14 protein-coding genes are annotated in these 22,207 nt (G+C 43.1%); 3 read left to right on the top strand and 11 right to left on the bottom strand.

Going from position 1 to position 22,207, the window contains the following annotated elements; all coding sequences use genetic code 11:
• Positions 1-102 precede the first annotated feature (102 nt).
• The 10 genes from JI735_RS19385 to JI735_RS19340 form a co-directional block, all read right to left on the bottom strand.
• Complete coding sequence (locus JI735_RS19385; RefSeq protein WP_202676328.1) at positions 103-2,016, bottom strand: PA14 domain-containing protein; 1,914 nt, start codon at positions 2,014-2,016, stop codon at positions 103-105.
• 160 nt (positions 2,017-2,176) lie between these two features.
• Positions 2,177-3,217 (bottom strand): RICIN domain-containing protein, encoded by a 1,041-nt coding sequence (locus JI735_RS19380; RefSeq protein WP_202676327.1) that lies wholly within the window; start codon positions 3,215-3,217, stop codon positions 2,177-2,179.
• Positions 3,218-3,284: 67 nt separating this feature from the next.
• A complete protein-coding gene (locus JI735_RS19375) occupies positions 3,285-5,282 on the bottom strand; it encodes an RHS repeat domain-containing protein (RefSeq protein ID WP_233475970.1) in 1,998 nt (665 codons plus the stop codon).
• A 498-nt stretch (positions 5,283-5,780) separates the two neighbouring features.
• A complete protein-coding gene (locus tag JI735_RS19370) occupies positions 5,781-7,187 on the bottom strand; it encodes an FG-GAP repeat domain-containing protein (protein ID WP_202676325.1) in 1,407 nt (468 codons plus the stop codon).
• A 610-nt stretch (positions 7,188-7,797) separates the two neighbouring features.
• The gene (locus tag JI735_RS19365; protein ID WP_202676324.1) at positions 7,798-8,646 is read right to left on the bottom strand and encodes a carbohydrate binding domain-containing protein; all 849 of its coding nucleotides are present in this window, start codon (positions 8,644-8,646) and stop codon (positions 7,798-7,800) included.
• Positions 8,647-8,707: 61 nt separating this feature from the next.
• Positions 8,708-9,814 carry a carbohydrate binding domain-containing protein gene (locus JI735_RS19360; RefSeq protein WP_202676323.1) on the bottom strand — a complete coding sequence of 369 codons (1,107 nt, stop codon included), beginning with the start codon at positions 9,812-9,814 and terminating at the stop codon, positions 8,708-8,710.
• Positions 9,815-9,954: 140 nt separating this feature from the next.
• On the bottom strand, positions 9,955-10,437 hold the full coding sequence (locus JI735_RS19355; RefSeq protein WP_202676322.1) for an RHS repeat-associated core domain-containing protein: 483 nt from the start codon (positions 10,435-10,437) through the stop codon (positions 9,955-9,957).
• Positions 10,438-10,685: 248 nt separating this feature from the next.
• A complete protein-coding gene (locus JI735_RS19350; protein WP_039835168.1) occupies positions 10,686-10,925 on the bottom strand; it encodes a hypothetical protein in 240 nt (79 codons plus the stop codon).
• Between the two features lie 44 nt (positions 10,926-10,969).
• On the bottom strand, positions 10,970-16,405 hold the full coding sequence (locus tag JI735_RS19345; protein ID WP_233475969.1) for an RHS repeat-associated core domain-containing protein: 5,436 nt from the start codon (positions 16,403-16,405) through the stop codon (positions 10,970-10,972).
• Between the two features lie 295 nt (positions 16,406-16,700).
• Entirely contained in the window at positions 16,701-17,327 is a 627-nt protein-coding gene (locus JI735_RS19340) for a GBS Bsp-like repeat-containing protein (RefSeq protein ID WP_202676320.1), read from the bottom strand.
• 697 nt (positions 17,328-18,024) lie between these two features.
• Here JI735_RS19340 and JI735_RS19335 point away from each other — a divergent pair.
• From JI735_RS19335 to JI735_RS19325, 3 genes are read left to right on the top strand one after another with little or no spacing between them, the layout of a single operon-like run.
• A complete protein-coding gene (locus tag JI735_RS19335) occupies positions 18,025-19,119 on the top strand; it encodes a discoidin domain-containing protein (RefSeq protein WP_202676319.1) in 1,095 nt (364 codons plus the stop codon).
• A complete protein-coding gene (locus JI735_RS37920) occupies positions 19,107-19,499 on the top strand; it encodes a discoidin domain-containing protein (RefSeq protein WP_202676318.1) in 393 nt (130 codons plus the stop codon). Before JI735_RS19335 ends, JI735_RS37920 begins: the two co-directional genes overlap by 13 nt.
• Positions 19,469-19,891: a discoidin domain-containing protein gene (locus JI735_RS19325; protein ID WP_267919293.1), complete on the top strand. Its 423-nt coding sequence runs from the start codon at positions 19,469-19,471 to the stop codon at positions 19,889-19,891. The genes JI735_RS37920 and JI735_RS19325 overlap by 31 nt, the downstream gene beginning before the upstream one ends.
• A 56-nt stretch (positions 19,892-19,947) precedes the next feature.
• Here the strand turns inward: JI735_RS19325 and JI735_RS19320 are convergent, their stop codons facing one another.
• Positions 19,948-22,206 (bottom strand): RCC1 domain-containing protein, encoded by a 2,259-nt coding sequence (locus JI735_RS19320; protein WP_202676317.1) that lies wholly within the window; start codon positions 22,204-22,206, stop codon positions 19,948-19,950.
• Position 22,207: the final 1 nt, after the last annotated feature.

The raw sequence follows: 22,207 nt of genomic DNA, 5'->3' as shown, positions 1-22,207 counted from the left end.
AGGAGTAAAATGTCCCTGAAAAATGAATTAAAACACCGCTGAAAAGTAAAGCTGTCCATCGCGTTTTTCTAATACTTGAGACTTTCATAGTCCCCTTTCTGTTTATTGAGTTTTCTTAAGCAGGTTCCCATTGTTATCATAGTAGTAGTGAACAATAGTAGAATCTGAATTTCGGACATAGTCCAACCGCCCATTAGCATCATAATGATACTCTACTGGAGTATAAGATCTTGCGGGCAAATACAACTGGGCTTGTGGAATAACCTCCTTTACCTGAGCATCACTTGACCAGGACAATTGAAAGGAAGCACCGCCATCGTTTTCAAAATATTCAATACGTATGTCATAGTTTTGTCCTGCGATCAGGTTAATAGGGAGACTTGTCAATTGACTGGCCTGCGGCACCCATTTATCGATAAGTAATTGGCCGTTTACCCAAAGACGTACGCCATCGTCTGATTCTGCATAGAAAGTGTAGGTTCCGTTGTATTTCGGCCGTACGGTTCCTGTCCACCTGACTGAAAACGTATCTGCTCCTATGGAGGCATCTGGTGAACCTTCACCCCATCCAAAACTGATGCTGGCATCCGTGCGTGAGAGTTTAAAGTCTGTTAGGTCCGTGTTGTCATAGTATTCTCCCTTAAGCCCCACACCTTGAGATCCAACAGCTGATGAATACAGCTGGCTTTGAGGCACGAACTCTTTCACTTGAGTGGGGCTTTCCCATAACAGTCCAACTGCTGCACCGCCTAAATTTTCAAAATATTCGATTTGGATATCATATTGATTGCCTGCAACTAAATTAACAGTCTGGCTTTCAAATTGATTAGATTGGTTCAACCAGCGATTCAAAATAAGCTTCCCGTCAATCCATACACGTGCTCCGTCATCTGCATTGATATAAAATCTATAGGTTTCGCTATACTTTGGCTTAATCTTTCCTGTCCACCGGACAGAAAAAGTATCAGGCTCCATAGAACTATCCGGCGAAGCAGTTCCCCAATTAAAATTGACGATAGCGTCCGTTCTAGTCAGTTTTAATCCATTGAGATCCAGATTGTCGTAATACTCCCCTTTAAGACCGGTCCCTTGAACTTCTGCTGGAAGATACAATTGACTTTGGGGCACGATTTGCTTGACCTGACTGGCACTCGACCACTGTAATATTACATTGGCTCCTCCATCATTTTCAAAGTATTCGAGGCGTATATTATAGTTTTGTCCAGCTGTCAGTGTGATTGGCAGACTGGTTAATTCACTGGCCTGCGGCACCCATTTATCCAATATCAATCGACCATCGATCCATAGCCTGACACCATCATCTGCAACCACAGAAAAGGTATAGGTTTCGCTATATTTAGGTTTAATGGTCCCTGTCCATCTTACTGAGAATGTATCTTCTCCTATTGTGGAGTTTGGAGAACCTAAGCCCCAGCTGAAATTAACATTGGCATCCGTGCGTGTTAACTTAAGTCCATTGAGATCCAGATTGTCATAGTACTCTCCCTTTAGACCCACACCAGGAGATTCAGTGGGAGTATTTAGCTGGCTTTGAGGCACAACTTGTTTATTTTGACTGGTACTCGACCATTGTAAAATGGCTGTCGCTCCCCCGTCATTTTCGAAATATTCTATCCGTATATCATGATTTTTCCCACTGGTTAGCGCAATCGGCAGACTGGTTAATTCACTGGCCTGCGGCACCCATTTATCCAGTATTAATCGGCCATCCACCCAAAGTCTGACACCATCATCTGCAACCAAATAAAACGTATAAGTTTCGCTATATTTGGGCTTAATGGTGCCAGTCCACCGAACAGAGAATGTGTCTACCCCAATTGCAGAGTTTGGTGAACCTTCACCCCAATTAAAATTGATATTCGCATCCGTTCGTGTTAACTTAAGTCCATTGAGATCCAGATTATCATAGTACTCCCCTTTTAAGCCATTGCTCTCCGCTGCTGAAGCTATCCCTTTATTAGTGGTTAAATAATGTTGATTAAGAAAAATATCCATGAAATTGAAAAGCAGGACAAGAGTAACTACCAACCCAGATGTCCGTTTTATTAGTTTCAATTTACTCATTCTCCCTCGTATAAAGCCAACTTGTATGCTCGCATGGAATCTCCTTTGGCACTTGATGATGGCCATTTTAGTACATATTTCTCCAATTCTATTATTTGACCAGCTTCCAACTTTGCGAGCTTGTTCCGTTGTCTGTGTGAATCTGCAAGCGCGTACCATCCGCAGTGCTTCCTCCGGGTATATCCAGTACTTTGTTACTATTAACATTTATTAAGCTCATTGAGCCATCTGCATTCTCTCTAAAAATCCATTCCTGTGATGTTGTTCCATTATCCGTCCAGATTTGAACAGCTGATCCGTTGACTGTGCCGCCACCTGATACTTCCAGAGCCTTCCCGCTATTCACATTAATCAATTTATACTTATTGCCGCCTTTATCATAAACCTGCCATCTTTGAGAAGTCGTCCCGTTATCTGTCCAAATTTGGACCGGTGTTCCGTCTGCTGTATTTCCTCCTGTGACATCCACCGCTTTTCCATTACCAGCATTTAATAGCTTATACTCAGCTCCATTTGAAATCGCCTTGACGAGTCTCCACTTCTGAGCGGTTGTTCCATTCCGGGTCCATATCTGCACAGAGGTTCCATTTGTTGTTGCTCCGTTTGTTACATCAAGAACTTTGTTACTATGTATATTTACAAGCTCATATGTGCTGTCACCCTTATCTACAAGGTTCCATGCCTGAGCTTCTGTGCCGTTATCATTCCATAGATGGATGTTTGTCCCGTCCGCAGTTCCTCCCCCGGCTACATCGAGGGCTTTTCCACTATTTACATTGATGAGCTTAAAGGAATTACTCAATGTATTACATAACAACCACCGTTGTGCATCTGTTCCGTTATCTGATTCGATCTGAATTTTTGTGCCATTGGTTGTATTTCCCGCAAAAACATCCAGAGCCTTATTGCTGTTCACATTCATTAATTTATATTCTGAAGGCTGGCAGCTTAGATTCTTCTTCCCAATCAGGTTGCCGTTGTTATCATATTGGAAATTCACATATTTACCTTCAGATATACTCACCAGGCTTAACGCTCCTGTTTTGGTATAGGTGTATTTCATGGCAGCTGCTGTCTGAGTATTAACCATGATTAAAATCAGTATAGCTATAATTGATATATACTTCTTCATAAAATACATCTCCAATCTTTTTAGGAGAACACCCATAAATTCTACAATTCCCAATATCCCAAATATCTCAATCCACCTTCGTACTTATTAGATTCCCGTTCAGGTCATATAAGTATCTAACAACTTGATTATCCGGCATTCTTATTTGCACTAATCTTCCACTCGCATCATACTGATAAGTTGTTAATTGCTGGATGACGATATCATCGATCGAGAGGGCACCACCCCCGTGGATTCCCCAAAACAAATAGTAATTAGCTTGATCTCCTGTAGTAAACGTTACGCTTTTTGTTCCTTGAGTACCTGTGACATCGTTCCAACTGGTCCAGCCTTTCACTTCAGTATTACCGATCCCACGAGCTGAAAAATAAAAAAAGCGATTGTTATCTATTGGCTGCATATCGATGGATTTATAAGCAAAACTCACAGTGTAAGTTGTATTGCTCTGAAACTTCACTTTATTAGTATCCGTAGAGGCAAACTCGATCCATTCCTTGGATGTTGGGGAACTCAAATAGGCAGAATAAAGTCCGTTAACTACCTTTGAAGGATCGCTCGTAATGATTCCAGCTACAGGCGAAAAGTCAGTCCCACTATACGAACCCCTTTCAAAAGATTCACTGACTTTATGGATCGTGATATCATCCAAGGAAAGTGCGCCTCCCTTATGGATGCCCCATATCAAATAGTAATTTTCTTTGCTTCCAGTCGTAAAAGTTACGGTTTTCTTTCCCTTATTCCCCGTTGAAGCCTTCCAAGTCATCCAGCCCTTATCTTCCAGATTATCAGTGCTTCTAGCCAAAAAGTAGAAAAATCGCTCATTCTCCAAAGCATCCATATCTAATGATTTATAGGAAAATGTCACTGAATACGTTGTGTTCCCTTCGAACTTGAACTTACTGGGGTCACTATATGTAAATTCTTTCCACACCTCACTCAACGGTGATGTAAGATAGGCAGAATACTGTCCCGTAATTACTTTCGCAGGATCATTTGTAATGGTACCGGAGCCCGCAGTAAAATTTGTATTCGTATACGCACCGCTTTCGAAAGATTCATTCATCTTGGTGATCTCTATATCATCTAACGAAAGTGCCCCACCTTTGTAGATTCCCCAGACCAAATAGTAATTTTCCTTGTTTCCCGTTGTGAATGTTACCGTACGGGTTCCCTTGTTTCCACTGACCTCATTCCAGGTAGTCCATCCCTTATCTTCTGAATCATCAGTACTCCTTGCTAGAAAATAGAAGCAGCGATTCGCCCCTGCCGACTCCATATCAATAGCCTTATATGAGAAGGTAACTTTATATGTAGTGTTTTTTTCAAACTTGACTTTATTCTTATCTGTGTATGCGAGTGCCTTCCAGTCCTCTGTCCGCAAGGAGCTGAGATACGCCGAGTATTGTCCGCTCACTGTTTTTGTTGGATCATTTGTAATCATACCGGAGCCTGCCAAAAAATTAGTGGAAGCGAACGTACCTTTTTCAAAAGATTCGCTACTGGCAGGAGTGGTTTTTACAATCTGAATGTTATCAATGGAAAGCGCTCCGCCTCCGTGAATTCCCCAAATCAAATAATAGTTTTCTTTATTTCCGGTTGTAAAAGTCATCGTTCTGATCCCACCATCTCCGCTCGCATCCGTCCAAGAGGTATATCCTTTATCCTCCTTTGTATCCGTACTTCGCGCAAGAAAGTAGAAAAAGCGGTTGGCATCTGCTGGCTTCATATCTATGGATTTATAAGAGAAAGTCACAGAATAAGTAGTATTTTTTTCGAATTTAACTTTACTTGAATCCGTATAATTAAATTCTTTCCAGACTTCTGATGGAAGGGCGTTTAAGAACGCAGAGTATTTCCCATTCACTACTTTTTGTGGATCACTGGTAATCGTCCCATTGACCGGAACATAACCAGTGCCAGCATAACTTCCACTCTCGTATGTTTCTCTAGGTACGATAATATTTTCCGCTCCAAATGCTTTACTCTGACCAATACTTAGCATAAAAATAAAAAAGACGGTCTGTATTAAATAGATGAATAACCTGGTTCTTTTCAGAAGATTCACACTCCTTAGGGGCTATAGGAAAACTCAATTAGCAGTTACTACGCGGCTGAGATTTGAACTAAAAAAGAATCAAGTAAATTAAATGTAACCTGCTATGCTTCACCATTATCTTGTCCCTTTTTATATAGATCGATAAAATTCTCAAACTCGTTGAAGGTCATAACTCCTCAACAATCATATGACACTCGCACAATTTTGAAAATGGTGGTAATTTGTCGAAAAACAAATTTTATTGTCGATTTCATCTGTATATTTGACACATTTTTCATCAATTCGCCCAATCACCTATATAGGTTTATTTGTTGTTTTAAGTAATACCAAAAACTTGGGAGTTGGGAAAAATTTAAACTCTCATAATTCCCACTGAGTCATCAATGGTAGGCGTTTGCCAGCCCCCGTTCGTGACTTTCACCCTTGAGATGACGCCCTATGCTGGCGTACTAAAAAAGCTCTTGGAATTCAATCCATGAGCTTTTTCGGCCTCTTACGTTTATGTGATTATTTTTTTCTGCTAATTAAATTCCCGTTTTTATCGTATTCATAGTAGATTTTCATCCCGTCGGGATACGTTACTGTCTTGATCTGCCCCGCAGCATTGTACTCGTACTTCGTTATTAATAGATCTGTGCTCAAAGAAACAAAAACGTATCCTGCTGCAGGCCCTGGTGCCTCTCCTTTCGTAATTATGTCACTCTTCCCATCCCCGTTAACATCTGCCAACCATAAGCTTGCGGTATTTTTAATAATCTTTCGGCCTGAGTACCACGTCCAGGGTTCAAAGCCTGTTCCGTTACTTAATGAAAAATATAACCAACCATCATTAATCGCTCCGGCTTGTCCAATGGAGAGCAATTCTGTTTTTCCGTCCCCGTCTACATCTGCAAACCACATAGTACTGTTGTCATCGATCATTCGGGAGCCCGAATCCCAGGTCCACCATGGATAGCCGGTTCCATTACTTAAACAAACATATACTTGGCCAGAATTCGCGGCACCAGCTTGTCCTTTAGAAACCAAATCTGATTTCCCATCTCCATTGATGTCAGCAAACCACATACTGCCGTTATCATCAATCATCCGTCTACCTGAATTCCAGGTCCAATACGGGTAACTGCTACCTGTGCTTAAGGAAACATATACAAAACCTGCATTCGCAGCACCCGCTTGACCTTTGGCAAGTAGATCGGCCTTCTTATCGCCATTTACATCCGCAAACCACATGGTACTGTTATCGTCAATCATTCGTTTTTCAGAATTCCATGTCCATGTCGGGTAGCCCGTTCCGTTGCTCAGAGCCACATATACAATGCCTGCATTCCATGCTCCGGCTTCACCTTTAGAGATCAAATCCGTTTTACCATCTCCATTGACATCGTCGAGCCACAGCTTACTATTGTCTTCAAGTATTCTTGCGCTTGAATTCCAGGTCCAGCTCGAATATCCTTTTCCGTTACTAAGAGATACATATATAAAGCCCGCATTGTATGCTCCAGCCTGTCCTTTAGAAATCAGATCGGCCTTGCCATCTCCGTTTACATCGGCAAAGCAGATCGTACTGTTATCGTCAATCATCCGTTTTCCAGAATCCCAGGACCATGAAGGATAGCCAGTTCCGTTACTCAATGCTACATATACAAACCCCGCATTCCATGCCCCTGCCTCACCTTTAGAGATCATATCTGCCTTACCATCTCCGTTTACATCGGCAAACCACATATTGCTGTTGTCCTCAAGTATTCTTGCGCTTGAATTCCAAGTCCAAGGCATATAGCCTGCTGCAGCATGTGTGGCACTTGTTTTATCAGCGCCTAGAGTTGAACTCATAGTAAAAAGTACACCTAGTGCTAAGATTAATCGTCTAATTGTTCCTAGTTTACCTGAATTCGGCCATATCTTAATAATCACAAAAAAACCTCCATATTCATTTGACTGCTATGTATGTATTAAACGTAAGGAAATTACTAGTATAATGTAACAGCTATTCCATTCCAAGCATAGTAAAAACTTGTATCGAAAAATGCAGGATGTGATCTATCTTACACAGCCAGTTTCATTTAACTGTAGTTCGATAGCCCATAAACCAATCATAAAAATAAGGCTGTCTTTAACGCACACGCCCATTAAGTACTGAAAGCTCGACACCTAAATCAAGTATACCGACTTGAGAATGGTACATTAGCCAAAAAACTTAATTTTATAGCTGATCTGGGAGTAGAATTCAATAAAGATGGAGAAGTCGTACAAATTTAGAAAACTATTCGTCTGGTGGTGAATGGGAATTAAATAGACAAAAAGGCAGCGATTCCCGGGTTATTGGAGAATCGCTGCCTTGCATTTTTATTCACTGCGGCTTGCTTCCGCACATAATGGGCAAGCGAAAGCCCCCTGACCTCAAGTGTCACTTCTGACGGTTATCGAAGCAGAAAACACCGTGATCCCCGTTACTTTTAGTTGGCCAAACACACTTTCCGGCTCAATCATTCGGCGCACTGCTAAGGTGTATTCCTACGCCTTCTCAGCTTTTCTTAAACTCAACCTTGTCCACTACAAATGTGCCTCCTGAAGAAGATGTCATGTGAAAATGTACCCTCGCTGACACCGCCCCCATTGGTGGCTTTATTGTTCCGCCCACAGTAGTCCATATGTTTAAGACACTTACTTCTGCCAATGTCACTCCACTAATCATTCTTCCAGATGAATCGTAATAATTAACGATTAGTTTAACTTTTTCACTGAGCAAGTTGACTATATTAATCCGACCGCTAAGAGTATATGATGATTCCGCAGATACAGCCACTTCTTGGTATAATCCACCTATTCCAGTCATCCCAATCTTCTGAGCTTGGGTACCGGATGTTACTGTCGAGGTTGTAAGCTGATAATCCCCATAGGCTCCGTATTTTCCCCATCCATCTGCAACACCACCAATTTGAGATGCTTCGAAATCCCCATTTCCAAGCATATTTCCATCTGTAGTTTTCTTGAAATTAACCATGTCCACTACAAATATGCCTCCCGAAGAGGAGTCCATGTGAATATGAATTCTAGCCACCACCGCTCCGGTTGGAGTTTTAATCGTCCCTCCAAACGTAGTCCATACGTTTAAGGTGCTTAATTCTGTCACAGCTAACCCACTGATTGCTTTTCCTGAACTATCAAAGTAGTTGACGACTAGCTTTACTGCCCCACTTTGTAGACTGCTTATATTTATGCGGCCGTTCAAGTCATACAATGTATTCCCACTTACAGCAACATCCTGATATATGCCTCCAGTACCAGTCATCGTAAGTCTCTGGGATTGTTTACCCGAAGTTACGGTCGAGGTTGTAAGCTGATAATCCCCATAGGCTCCATATTTCCCCATCCATCTGCAACACCACCAATTTGAGATGCTTCGAAATCCCCATTTGCTAGCATATTGCCATCTATACTTTTTTCATAGTGAACATATCTACCAACAGTGTGCCTCCAGACGAAGAAGCCACTTGAATATGAATTCGTGCTATGCTAGCTCCTATTGGCGTCTTTATTATTCCACCTGTGGTAGTCCAGGTGTCGATGACACTTACTTCCGCTAAAATCCCTCCGCTGATTGCTTTTCCTGATATATCAAAATAATTTACAATCAATTGAACCTTTCCACTCGACAAATTACTTATATTTATCCGACCGTTTATGTCATATAAAGTATTCCCTCTTACAGCTATATCCTGATACAAACCTCCGACGTTGGTCATCGTAAGCTTTTGAGCCTGCACTCCAGAAGTCACGTTTGATGATATAAGTTGATATTCACCAAATGCTCCGTATTTACCCCATCCATCCCCTACACCATTCATTTGCTGTGCCTCAAAATCTCCATTTGCCAGCATATTTCCGTAGATACTCTTCCGCATCGAAACCATATCTACCACCAAAGTACCTCCAGTGGAAGAAGCCACATGAAAATGTATTCTTGCTATTAGCGTTCCTTTAGGCGTTCTTATTGCTCCTCCGACGGTTGTCCATAGGTTCTGTGCGCCTATTTCGGCAAGAGTCTCTCCACTAATTAAGTTACCTGAAGCATTATAATAATCAACCTTCAGCATCACCGTTCCATTCAGCATATTACTTGGCATTATACGGCCAATTAGCTCATATGATGTATCCCCACCTATCTGTATATCCTGATACAATCCTCCTACACCATTAGTTATTATTTTTTGAGACTGTTTACCACTTGCCACTGTAGACGTTTCTATTTCACCTTTTGGTTCTTGAAAACCTGGGCCTGTATAAGTTCTCCAATAACTCGCAGTTCCACTGCTGGTATCAGATATTTCAAAATCCCCATTTCTTATTAAATTGCCATTTGGATTTTTCCTCATTAGGTTCCCATTCAAATCGTAATAAAAATCAACAGCATTATTAATTGATTTCACTGATTCCAATCGTCCATTTTTGTCATAAAAGTATTCATCCGCATAGGTCCTTTGAGGAAACATGTCAATTATAACAAGGAACAAAATAAATAATAGCATCATATTTTTCAATATTTTTCATCTCCATAATAAGAAATAAGGTTCTTGATCTACAACTTATACTGTGCTTTACTCCTCCAGAATCTCACTTGCCTTATTTTCATAAGCGATGTGGAATGAAGAACACTTCCATGTCACTATCGATCTTCACATTACCTTGCATAACAGAAATCCTCTCCGGTGTACCTATGTAAATCTCTTGTATACAAATTCAAACTCAGCGGATTATCAATCTGCCCCTCAACCGTATCCTCATTTAAAAACCGTCCCATACTCGGATCATAATACCGTGCCCGCAGGTAGTAAGGCCCGGTTTCTGGATCGTACACTTCTCCTGAGTACTTGAAGGAATTAGAGGTTCCCTCCACCTGGCTGGTGATGTTTCCCCATTCATCATAGGTGTAACTATTGATTACCGCTCCGCTGGTATCCACGTTCTGTACAACGTCACCGTGCCCATTGTACAGGTAATAGTAATCCTTGGAGAACTTCTTATCCTTCTTAACCAGTACCCGGTCCCCACGGACGAAATTCGCCTGTTCCACGAACACACCGCTGACAATCTTCTCTTGCGAGATCACTTCACCATTCAGGTTATAGTTCACTTGAGTCTGGGTATTGCCATTTGTCTTCATGGAACGCAGGCCATCGGTATGTTAGTCATCTTTCCTCATTTCATCCCGCAAAACGCAAAAGCACCTGAACCTGTCTTTTAAAGGCAGTATTCAAGTGCTTTAAGGTTTAAGTTGACCGCGGCCCTACGCCGAGCCGTCTAATGTGTAGAGATAATGCCATAAAGCTCTGCCAACGGCCAAGACTACCATTAAACCCGGCTGAGTATTCGCCTACGCGACTTTCTACGTTCTTTTGGCACTTCGTATTTTCAAAAATCCAACATTTCTATACGATATATAGTAAAAAAAGCATCTTCATTAAATGCAAATTTTCTTTCTTTAACCACATAGTCATCTTCAAATATTTCTATAATATCACCCTTGGAGATTGTTGGGATCGGGATTTTGGTCTCTTGTTCAAAGATCAGAATATCACTTTCATAATCAAAAAATCTTGTCAGAAACACTTCTACAGGTGGAAATTTAGGTTCATATTTTGAAATCGGCATGCTTTTATTCTCCTTTTATAAATTCAGAATTTTTATCTGTTTCTTTATGGTCTTATATTTGGTGCATTTGTCCCTGAATTATACCCAGCATTCACTAATCGATTACTTATATCTAGCGGAGTTGTAGTTAAGTGTGCATAAACATTTTCTCTGCCATATTTTAGTTCTAAGTCTGTGACATCTATAGCAATATAGTAATAAGTATAACTAATCCTTTTATTATTTTTCCCGTAAAGTTTAACAGATAAATCTTCATAAGACATAGAATTGGGAGCTATATCCGTAAGATAAACTCCACTACCATAACGTGCATCCCCTCGTCTTCCACCTGCTATAGAAGGATTAATTTTTCTTGTGTCTAAAATACCAGTATATCCTGCTTCATCAGTATAATGGTACAAGATAATCCTCTCTTTGTTGTTGCCATCATCTTTACCTTTAGATTGAGCAACAGGCGGAGCTAGAGGTCTTGTTTGATTGCTGTTACTTTTATTATTCTTTCCTCCCTGAATTACTGTTAGTTTAGGTGCATCAGTTCTTGGAACCTCCACTGGTGCAGCATTCGAATGGTTCCAGATAAGGATACTTGAAGCGCCTATCACAAATATAGCTCCTTCAACTAATGCCGCCGCCGCCGCTCCCTCCAAAACACAAGCATCCCAGAAGCATTTGCCTGAAGGGTCTGTATATTTAAGAGGGTTGTTACCTACGTAAGTATATAGGTTCTGAGTTAAGGGATTGTTTATCTGCCCCTCAACCGTATCCTCATTTAAAAACCGCCCCATGCTCGGATCATAATACCGTGCACGCAGATAGTAAAGTCCGGTTTCGGCATCGTACACTTCTCCTGTGTATTTGAAGGAATTGGAAGTTCCCTCCACCTGGCTGGTGATGTTCCCCCACTCATCGTAGGTGTAGTTGTTGATTACCGCCCCGTTGGTATCCACGATCTGCACGACGTCACCGTGCCCATTGTACAGGTAATAGTAATCCGTGACGCTGTTGTTCTTTTTGTCCTTCTTCACCAGCACCCGGTCCCCACGCACAAAGTTCGCTTGTTCCACGAACACGCCACTCACAATCTTTTCTTGCGAGATCACCTCACCATTGAGGTTATAGTTCACCTGAGTCTGGGTATTACTATTTGTCTTCATGGAACGCATACCATCGGCATAATACTTAAAGCTGGTGGTACCTCCTCCTTTGGTGACGGAGGTTAAGGTGTTCTGCAAGTCATAGGTGTAGCTCGTATCCATCGTGTCCAGACTGACATTACTCGTATCCGATAACGTCTGGCGGTTGCCCCGCACATCATAGGTATACGTCGTTTTCCCGCCATCCGGCCGGGTAATGGATACCAAGCGATTCAGCGCGTCATAGGTATACCTTGTCGTTTGCGCGGTGCTGCTGCCTTTGCGCACCTCGCTTACAGAGATGCGATTCCCGTTATTGTCGTAACCATAGCTGTATCCCGATAGCACGTCACTGCCTTTGGTGTTCGTCATGCTCTCGGTCCAGCCCAGCGCTTTGTTGTACGTATATTCCGTCTTCAGGATGCTGCCATCTGTAAGCGTCGGGTACGTAATCGACTTCACCAAATCGTTCGCGAAGTAGCTGTACTGTACATTGGCCGAAGAAGCACCTGTGAGCGTAGAACTCCCGTTGGTTTGTACTTTATCCAATCGCTGCTTATTATACTGATAGTTCGTGTAAAAGCCCATGTAGTTGTCATTGATCTGTGTCATCCGTCCCAGTACGTCTCTCTGATTACCGATGTACGCCGAGTGGTTGCCAGATAACGAGTATGTGTTGCGCACTTGGCCCAAACTATCCAGAGTTTGCGTTTGGGTGGCCGTGAGTGTGTTGTTCGTACGCGTTTCGATGGTCTGTTTCTGCGGTGCCCCCTCTCCGAAAATCACATTCGTTTCCTGCGTTTGCGCCACATTGTTGACCATCCCGCTGATCGTGCTCTTTTTCAGTTGGCCGCTTTCGTCATACGTATATCCAAACGTGCTGCCATTGCGGTCTGTTTTTGCTGCCAATTGGCCTGCGCTGTTGTAGGTATAGCTTTCATTTTGTAAAGCCCCGTCCTGTTTCACTTTAAGCAGGCCCAGTTCGTTATACGTCTTGGTATTCAGGGTTTGCGGCGAGCCGTTTTTAGCCTGTATCGTCACTTTCGATACGTGACCATTGCCGTCATAGCTGTAGTTGGTGGTCTGGTTCAGCGCATCTTTTACGGCGGATAATCGGCCTAAGGCATCATAGGCATAGGTGGTCGTAACCCCGTCCTCGTTCACATTATGATTAGGATCGGTGTAACCTGTGATGTTTCCCGCGATATCGTATCGATAGGATTCGATAATCTGTTGTTGATTCGTTGGCCAATCCTTATAGGTGGAGGCCGAAATTTTATTTCCCCAGGCATCGTAGGTGTCCTGGACATAGTTCAGCTTCTCGCCTGTGTTCTTATCCTGAATGTAGCTTGTGTTGGTGCGCGCTTTGAATGAATAGTCGCTGACGATGAGATCTCCGTTGGCATTCGTGGCCCGGTTCTGTCTGCCCCACGCATCGTAGCTGACAGTCAATGTATTTCCAGCGGGGTCAATGGAATACACCGGACGCCCCATATCGTCATAATGATATTGCTGGTATACCCATTTTCCTGCATTATCATCGTGGTGCTCTTCCAACAGAAGAAGTCCTAGTCCATTATATAACGCATCTGAATTTGTGATAACGGCATCGTGAGTGGACAAGTTAGTTACGGTTTTAATGGTATTCACTTTTAGAACAAACGTCCCTGCGTTCACAGCATCAAAGTTCACAGAGGTCTGATTATAATAATTGTAATCGATCACTTCACTATATCTTTCTCCTTTGGTATTGGTTCGGACTGGATGCGTTTCTTTTTTCAGACGGCCCCCCCTATCATACTCATAGGAGACCACTTGATTGTTGCCGTCGCTTTCCCGAATGAGCCTCCCCGTCCTCATGTCATATGCCATCGTCTTTTTGACAATAGTCTGCTCTGGCGTGTTCATATTAAACCATTGCTGCTGTTCCGTCGGATAAGCATAAATGGTTTCGGCTCCATAGTGAGTTACACTTTTAGCAACTACTTTACCGCTTGCTGTTTTCTCCGCTATTGCTTGCGAAATTTGCCCCGTCCCATTCGTGTAGTTATAACTATACGTGGTCTGTTCCCCTAGCGCGTTAATTGCGGTTAGCGGTCTTCCTTCCGAAGTATAGGTGTACCGCTCGGATACAGGGTTAGCATCTGTCTCATTTTGATACCAGGACTTCGACTCCATCAGATGATACTTCGGCTCATAGCTCATTGTCGTGGTATAGCGCTGTTTCAGGTACGGATTGTTAAACTGATCACTGGTCAACGGCTTCGTTTCCGTTCCCACCCACCCCCAATTCGTATAGGTTGTTTCCTTAAAAAGGTGGTTGGCTGTAGCGTCGCTGTCCCCGGCCCCATACTCCGAAATCCTCGTTCTTGTCGGAGAATTCTGGAACAGTTCATGAAAAGCGGTATTGGCCACTACTTCTCGTTCCCCGTTTGCTGCTTGCGTATCCGTGGACAGCAGCCTGGCTTTACCGTCAAAGGTTCGGGTCGTGATCGTATTGTTAGAGGCCGTTTCACTTTGCAGTATAACTCTTGAATAGAAACGATAATCCTCTGGTACATATGGGGGATAATGATTGGGGTAGCCGGTATAATCTCCTTCATAACGATATTGGCTCTGATTATATCTTTTAGAGCCGGCCGTATCCCCTCTGGAAATGACTCGATATTCCTGTACCGAATCCATAGAATTAATGTTGCGTACCGTCTGGTCGTACTCATAAGTCGTTTTGGAATGAGGGTATGTGACTCCCTTTAACAAGGAGTAATAATTATAGTTTTGCTCTCCTCCATACCCGCTCCAAGGATCGTATACCGCAAATTGGTAATCATAATTAAAGAAGGTTTCATCCCCGTTCTGGTCTGTAATCACCCATAATACAGGTACATAGGTCACTAATTCATTAACCGTAGTCTTTACTCTTCCTTTGGTTAATGTGACCTTCTCAACCTCCATCCCTCCATCTTTCACACGAATGGTAACATTTTCTCCATAAAAGTCCCCTTCGGTGTCCAGGTTATTCTCATATTCGAATGTCACTACTCGGCCTACTGTATCTGTGATAGAACTGATGACTTCCATATTAAAACCCGAATTTTGGATAAAAGTATGTTTGAACGTAATCGTGTTGCCGAAACGATCTACAATCCCCAATAAAAGGCCTCTTGCAGAAAAATATTCACGTCTTTTATCTGCATACTCTACACAAGTCTCAGACTGATTTTGGCCATTATTAAATTCATGGCTTGAAATAATACGCTTATCCTTGCTTTTGTAATTCAAAAAATTGGTGTATTGGGTAAGCTCATCTCCATTCTGTGGGTAAGGTGCTACAGCAAAGACCCCTCCTTTCCCATCATGATAATAAGAATAACCATTACTATATTGGATCGAAGGGAATTGAAGCGACCAGCCTGTTCCGAGATTATAACGCGATAAGTAATGGTCATATCTTGCTGTGTAATGACCAGTAGATGTATATTCTAGAGCTAAGGAATGGGCTTGATTTGAGTTATACATGATTCCAATATCCAGATCCAGACCGTCTCGTCCCGGTAAATGAATTTCATTTTCTTTCCAGGTTAATGATCCGGAAACGGGATCGACAAGTTCACTGGATACATCGCGATCTCCAAATTGCGGTTTATTCGTCTGATTAATTTGCGCTTGCTTGACTAACCCGTCAAAAACACCGGAAACAGTCATATCAAAAGCGGTAACCTTGGAAGAAGCGAGTTTGAGTTGGCTGTCCGAAAGCAGATCCTCCCCGTATACAAGTGAGGTCACACTTTGGCGCTGGACTACAGAATGAGCTCCTCCCTCATCCTTGTACACAGTATTTGGAACCGAAGGCCGCTCTACTGGGGAAGCTTTCTGATCTTTTAATTCCTGTTGAATCTCTTCCCATGTTAACTTGCCTGTATGCCGCCATTTCAAAAGCTCAAGAGGTGTGTACGTGGATGGCTCCTGCAAAAGAAGATTGACCCAGTACACATCTGCCATTGACGCTCCGGCCAGAAATAATTGTTCAATCACGGATTGTGTCAAATCTTGCGATTTTTGCTTTTGATTGGTCATTGCTTGAGAGCGTGAGGCAGTATCTGACGATGGGAGTTCCAATAACCCTTGCTTTTCTAAAGTTCTCGCTTTAACTGAAAGGATGGCTGCCGGCATTCCCTGACCATATGTAGTCTTCCCTACAGAGATGTTTTCGTTGGGCAGCTCGGGTGCTGCCACAGGCAGGCCCCTATTCATCAGTCTCTCACCATCAACAGGCGCCGATTCTGAAAAGAGCGCTGATTCCTGTGGAATAGATGGAGTTGCCATCACCGTTTCATTTTTCCACATGGGGGGGCTCGGTGTCGCAGAGGGAGCGACGGAAGGTGCAGGAATGGTAGCGGACTTCGACACAGAAGAGCTTACACTAGCACTTGCGCTTCCCTCCAAGGGTGGAAAACCACTCCCTATTAAAACAATTGTTAGAATTATAGCTAACCAGCGATTGTGAGAACACTTACGTTTCATCTTACAGCTCTCCTGTCATTGTATAATTTTAGTTTTATCAAAATCGTGCATCGGTTCTTATCAGCTCTAGGGATTTAAATCTCGTTGTCCTAATACTATTTAACTATTTTCATCTCTTCTAATTCCGTACCTCCACCGCCAGCATCCCAATAATTCTGCTATTCCCATAAGCATCATAGGAATAGATATGAGTGGTGTATGCGCCGGTCTCCTTGTTATGCTTGTGGTATGGAATACGGATTCTCCAGCTTGTACTGGCTATCCGTTCTCCCTCAACCCAAGGGTTTTCCAGGTCATCATGACCATTTCTTTCCGTCCAGGTGGGAAACCGCACGGTCGTTACATTAGAAGGAACCCCTTCAACCATTACCTCGTAAAAACCACTGCTAAGATAAGCGACGGATGGATACGTAAACTTCAGTGCGTCTACTACGGAAAATTCCCATGCTCCCGCATATTTTCCATCTGCATAGATATGGGTGATGTATCTCCCAAGTTCTGAGTGATGTTTGGAGTAGACTACCGTTGCTTTCCATACCCCGTTCCCTATCTTCACCCCGTCAATCCACTCAATATCATCCTGATCTTTATAGGACGTCCACGTCGGGAATTGGACTTTTTGGACTTTGGAATCTACCCCATAAATAAAAACAGTTCCATCAGCCAATAACACCAGTAAAGGCGTAATAAATTGCGAAGCATCCACCACCTTTACTGTAAGCCCGAGAATCATTCTTCCATCCACATAGATATGGTGGGTTATAAGTATTAATACTTCCTCTGCGTTTAGGAAGCCACATATTCCCTTCCCATACAACGGACGCCAGTTTCTCACCTACATCCATTCAATATCATCCTAACCATCTGTTTCGGTCCATGTTAGAAACTCTACTTTCTGGGCGTTCTAGTAACACCAAGTACACAAAGGTCGTAAGACACGGTTGAACTGCTGATCACATACTGCCCAATTGAAGCGCTTTTGTTTCTCTTGAGAAGATTTCCATTACTGTCATATGTATATTGAATCAATGATCATTCTGGCCAATTCCCCGTTTCCCAATCTTCCTTTGTCATACACGTGAGCTAACTGTGTGAAAGATGTTCCCGAGTAATTGACTACAATATAGTCTGTTGTCTGCACATCTGCTGCATGTATGGAGGACGTTCCCCTACCGCGATTAAAGACAACACAGCAACGATCAGCCCCGAACCATTTACGCATTACTCCGATTCCTTATATTTTCATGGCTCCTCTCAACACTTTAAGTAATTCGTTCTCTCTATTTTGCATCATACGACAAAATTAAATATTTGGATATAGAGGTAATTTGTCGAAATTTATCATTAAATGTCTACATTGATTATTTTTCTTGACCATTTAAGGAACTACAAACTAGAATTCAGAATATTACATACCTAATATCCTTATGAGGAGGCTCCTGATGAAATTTCGATATGGCACGTTAATATTACTGCTTATATTGCTCGCTTATTTCAATGAACCAGCACTAGCTACCGCCGAGTCCACAACAGTCGAATCTCTAAACAACTTAAAAACCTATTACCAGTATGACGTAGGTGGTGCAAAGCTGAGCTACACACTCACTCCTTACAATACCGTCTATTGTGTTTATGATGCCAATGGCAACATGCTACGCACTGTTCAATCCGCTAAGCCTGCTCTGTTCACTTCTTCGGCGTTGACTAGCTGGGACGTCTATAAACTGGGGGATGGAAATTCAGGAAGCATCTGGTCGAGTCATGGACATCCGGTTGATCAAGGACCAGAGTGGGTAGCTGTAGACTTAGGCGATGTTCATTTTATCGGAGGAATCAGCCTGACTCCACGTAGCACTTTGAGCTTCCCCAAAGATTTCCGTCTGCAATCCAGTACCGATGCGGTCAATTGGACGGATATCCCCGGTCAAACTTACACTAGCTATTCCAACAACGGAAATATTCAAAACTTTACTTTTAACAATTCTATTGCGGCCCGGTATGTTCGAGTTCTCGCTACAAAATTAGGTAAGGATGATGCGGGGAACTATTACTTCCAATTGGGAGAGTTTGATGTTCATCTGATTAAAATCACAGCTTCCTCTAGCCTTCAGGGCTGGCCTGTTTCACGGTTAATTGACGGAAATAACTCCTCAATCTGGTCTAGTAACGCAAGTGACAATGAGGCAAGTATTGAATGGATCGCTGCAGATGCCGGAGACACAACATTTATAAGCGGAATCAGTCTGACACCACGCAGCACCTTAAGCTTTCCAAAAGATTTCAAGCTCCAATATAGCCTAGATGCCGTTAACTGGACGGATATTCCGGGACAAATTTATACCAACTATGCGAATAACGGGAATGTGCAAACCTTCTCTTTTGACAGCTCCGTAATTGGAAGGTATGTTCGGATTTATGCAACGAAACTCGGCAAAGATGATGGGGGAAGATATTATTTTCAGCTTGGGAATTTACACTGCATCATTCGAAGGTCGCTGCCTCATCCAGTCTGCCCGGATGGTCAGTGGCCCGGTTAACCGATAATAATACCACTTCCACCTGGTCCAGTAATTTACATGGAATCGCAACAGAAAGTGAGTGGGTTGCATTTCATTTGGGCCGAGCGGAGACAGTAGGGAGTGTGACTATCACACCGAGAGCTAAGTATGCTTTTCCAGTAGATTTCAAATTCCAGGCCAGCAATGATGCCGTACACTGGACTGATATTGAAGGGCAATCCTACGTCAATTATCTCAATAACGGTAATGTGCAGACGTTTACGTTTGATAGCTCAATAATCGCCAAGTATATCCGGCTTTACGTAACGAAGCTCGGTAAAGACGATGGGGGAATTACTATTTTCAATTATCTGAACTCAAAACCAATCTGGTCAACGCAGCCGCCTCTGCTACTTTAAAAGGTTGGACGGCAACCCATCTGATGGATAATAACACAAACAGCATCTGGTCCAGCCCTTACCATGCCAGCAGCATCGCTACGGAATGGGCTGCACTTGATCTGGTAAACAGTCAGTCGGTCAAAAGCATCACAGTAACGCCAAGAGGAACGTTAAGTTTCCCACTAGATTTCAAGCTGCAATATAGTAATGACGGTATTCGATGGCAGGATATACCGGGGCAAAGCTACACTAATATCAGCAATACGGGTTCCGCAAGGACGTTTACATTCAGTCAGCCGATATTGGCTCGTTTTATTCGACTGTACGCGACAAGACTAGGCGTAGATGATGCGGGCAACAATTACTTTCAATTAGCCGAATTGAAAGCAAATCTCTTATCTTCACAATAATTTGGAATGCAGCAGAGAGCGAAGCGACTGCTGATCGCTTCGCTCTGCTGTTAAAGCTATATTCCAGAAGCCAAAGTGAACGTAAACTGTGAACGATACGTCCCGACTCGCAAGCCAGTTTTGGTTCCAGGGTGATACGAACTGCCTTCTCCAGCAGAAACAATCTCTACCTTATCTGGCACTCGAAGTGTGAAGCTTTGTCCAATCTGATACTGCCCCATACCTTGGTACTCATTGGCCTGTGCCAATACAACGGGCTGATCACTAAAAACATGATTTCCGGTTTGGCTCACCATTCCAGATTGTCCCGCAAGGGTAGTGGAATTGGCGACATCTACACTCAAGGCATTCGATGGCATTTTGACCACTAAATTGTTCGTGTTATTACTATTGTCCACCACTGGATCACTCACAAAATCCGTGATCTTCAGCGTATAATTCCATCCCGCACCACTCCCTCTGCTGTCCTCAATGACTGAGTTGGTTACAGAATTAATCTGCTGATATGGGTTGGTCGTGCTAATGGTCACATTGTCCAATAATAGCCCGCTGAACTGCGAACTGAAACCACCGCCCAGTACAGTAAAGGTTACATCTTCAGAACCAATCGGGCTGCCCCAACTTGGATCTACTGTCGGCACTGGTGTTGCCGGTACCGTTGTTGGAACGGTTGTAGCTGTTGGACCCGCCGTAGGTGCAGTTGTCGGCGTGGGTGTAGCTGGTGCTACTGTCGATGTGGGTACTGCTGTAGGAGTGCTGCTTGGCACTACAGTTGGAGTTGGAGCCACTGTTGGTGTTGGCGTGGCCGTTGGAAATGGCGTAGCCCCGTTCACTGTCTTTTGGTTGGTCGCCAGTTCTTCACCTGCTTTATTGATTATCCGTACATCCACGGTATGGCTGCCAGATGGCAATGTCACCGCTCCAATGTAATCAACCCAAGTTCCATTGTCGACTTTGATCTGGGTCTTAGCATCAGGATGGGTGGTTCCAGAGTCAACACTAAAACTTCCGTTACCGTTATCTGTGATCTGCGGAAAACCAGATTTTATAATGATTGGATCATTATTCACCTCAATTTCAAGCAGCTTGCTATAAATTCCACCTTCCGCGCAGGAACGAGCCTTAAAAGATATCATACCGGCGGAGGTCAACGTTACAGGAGCCGTATACGGTAACCAAGTAGCTCCTCCATCTATGGAGTATTCACGGTTGGTGATTGCTGGGGAACTGCCGTAATCAACTGTAATCACAGACCGATTGAATTTATCCGTTGACAGCACACTCGTAGGTGTATCCAGAACAACGGGAGCCACATAGTCAACGGGGTATATTTTTGGAAATCCGGTGACGGCTGTGCCATCCGGTAACTTTACAAAATCACCGGATTCGGTGATTCCATAAACAATATATTTACCAGAGCGATCTGGAGCCTGGAACAGCGATAGATACTTTTTACTAAGTGTTGAGAATGAGGAAGCATCACTCCACGCGATTACATCATTATTGTCCTTGAGAGCATAAGTCTGAAATCCATAGGAAGCGATCTGCTTTACATTCTTTACTTCGCCGCTTGGTCCCGATACCTTTACAGGATCCGAAATCACTCCACCCCCTGCAATCCCCGTTCTGCCGGCATTATTAGCCCCGAAGGTATACACATTTCCATCCTTCAAAAACCAAAAAGCACCGGAACCATCTCCAACGACGGATTGAACTCCAGTTGCTATTGTTTTTATGGCTTGAATGGTGTTCCCACCATAGGCCCAATCCGAAAATGGAGTTCCCCAATATTTTAGATCTCCATTCTGTATGGTCGTGTATCCGACTGGTAGATATCTCGCACCAGAAAATGGATTTTTAGCTGGAGTGATGTAACGATGCACATTAGTGATGTCAACCCCAGTAGGTATGTTATACAAAGTGGGGGCACTATCCAACTCGGTTGACGTGCTACCTGGAGCCTTGTATGCATTCCAGTCAGTAAGTGAGTAATTTACTCCATTTATAGTGAAAATACGAGAGGATGCGTCCACAAGGGTAGTGTTGCCTGGTTGCATATCTACACGGCTATAGTTAAAACCGTTAAGAAAGGCCATCTGAAAATTAGCCGATGATGTGAATGCTGGGAAGTATGATGTAATATCTGCAGTCTTAGAAGTTGGTGTGGTCAGCGTGTACTTTCCCATGCCGGAACCTACCATGTAAACTGCATTGTCCTTTATAAAAATAATTGACTCCGGAGACAGTGAATAAATTTTCTTTACCCCCGTTAAGTCTGCCCCAGTTGGGTCAAGGACAAATGTAGGTATGGCCATA

It is taken from the genome of Paenibacillus sonchi (assembly GCF_016772475.1).
GTDB classification, from domain to species: Bacteria; Bacillota; Bacilli; order Paenibacillales; family Paenibacillaceae; genus Paenibacillus_AQ; species Paenibacillus_AQ sonchi.
Note: the sequence above shows the minus strand (reverse complement) of the source record. Positions and strands in the feature narration are given on the sequence as shown.

What these genes read in the sequence shown, in the direction of transcription:
- JI735_RS19335 (WP_202676319.1), top strand. Translation starts at nt 18,025, where the DNA reads ATGAAATTTCGATATGGCACGTTAATATTACTGCTTATATTGCTCGCT.
- JI735_RS19345 (WP_233475969.1), bottom strand. Translation starts at nt 16,405, where the DNA reads ATGTGGAAAAATGAAACGGTGATGGCAACTCCATCTATTCCACAGGAA.
- JI735_RS19365 (WP_202676324.1), bottom strand. Translation starts at nt 8,646, where the DNA reads ATGGGGAAATATGGAGCCTATGGGGATTATCAGCTTACAACCTCGACC.
- JI735_RS19350 (WP_039835168.1), bottom strand. Translation starts at nt 10,925, where the DNA reads ATGCCGATTTCAAAATATGAACCTAAATTTCCACCTGTAGAAGTGTTT.
- JI735_RS19380 (WP_202676327.1), bottom strand. Translation starts at nt 3,217, where the DNA reads ATGAAGAAGTATATATCAATTATAGCTATACTGATTTTAATCATGGTT.
- JI735_RS19385 (WP_202676328.1), bottom strand. Translation starts at nt 2,016, where the DNA reads ATGGATATTTTTCTTAATCAACATTATTTAACCACTAATAAAGGGATA.
- JI735_RS19320 (WP_202676317.1), bottom strand. Translation starts at nt 22,206, where the DNA reads ATGGCCATACCTACATTTGTCCTTGACCCAACTGGGGCAGACTTAACG.
- JI735_RS19355 (WP_202676322.1), bottom strand. Translation starts at nt 10,437, where the DNA reads ATGAAGACAAATGGCAATACCCAGACTCAAGTGAACTATAACCTGAAT.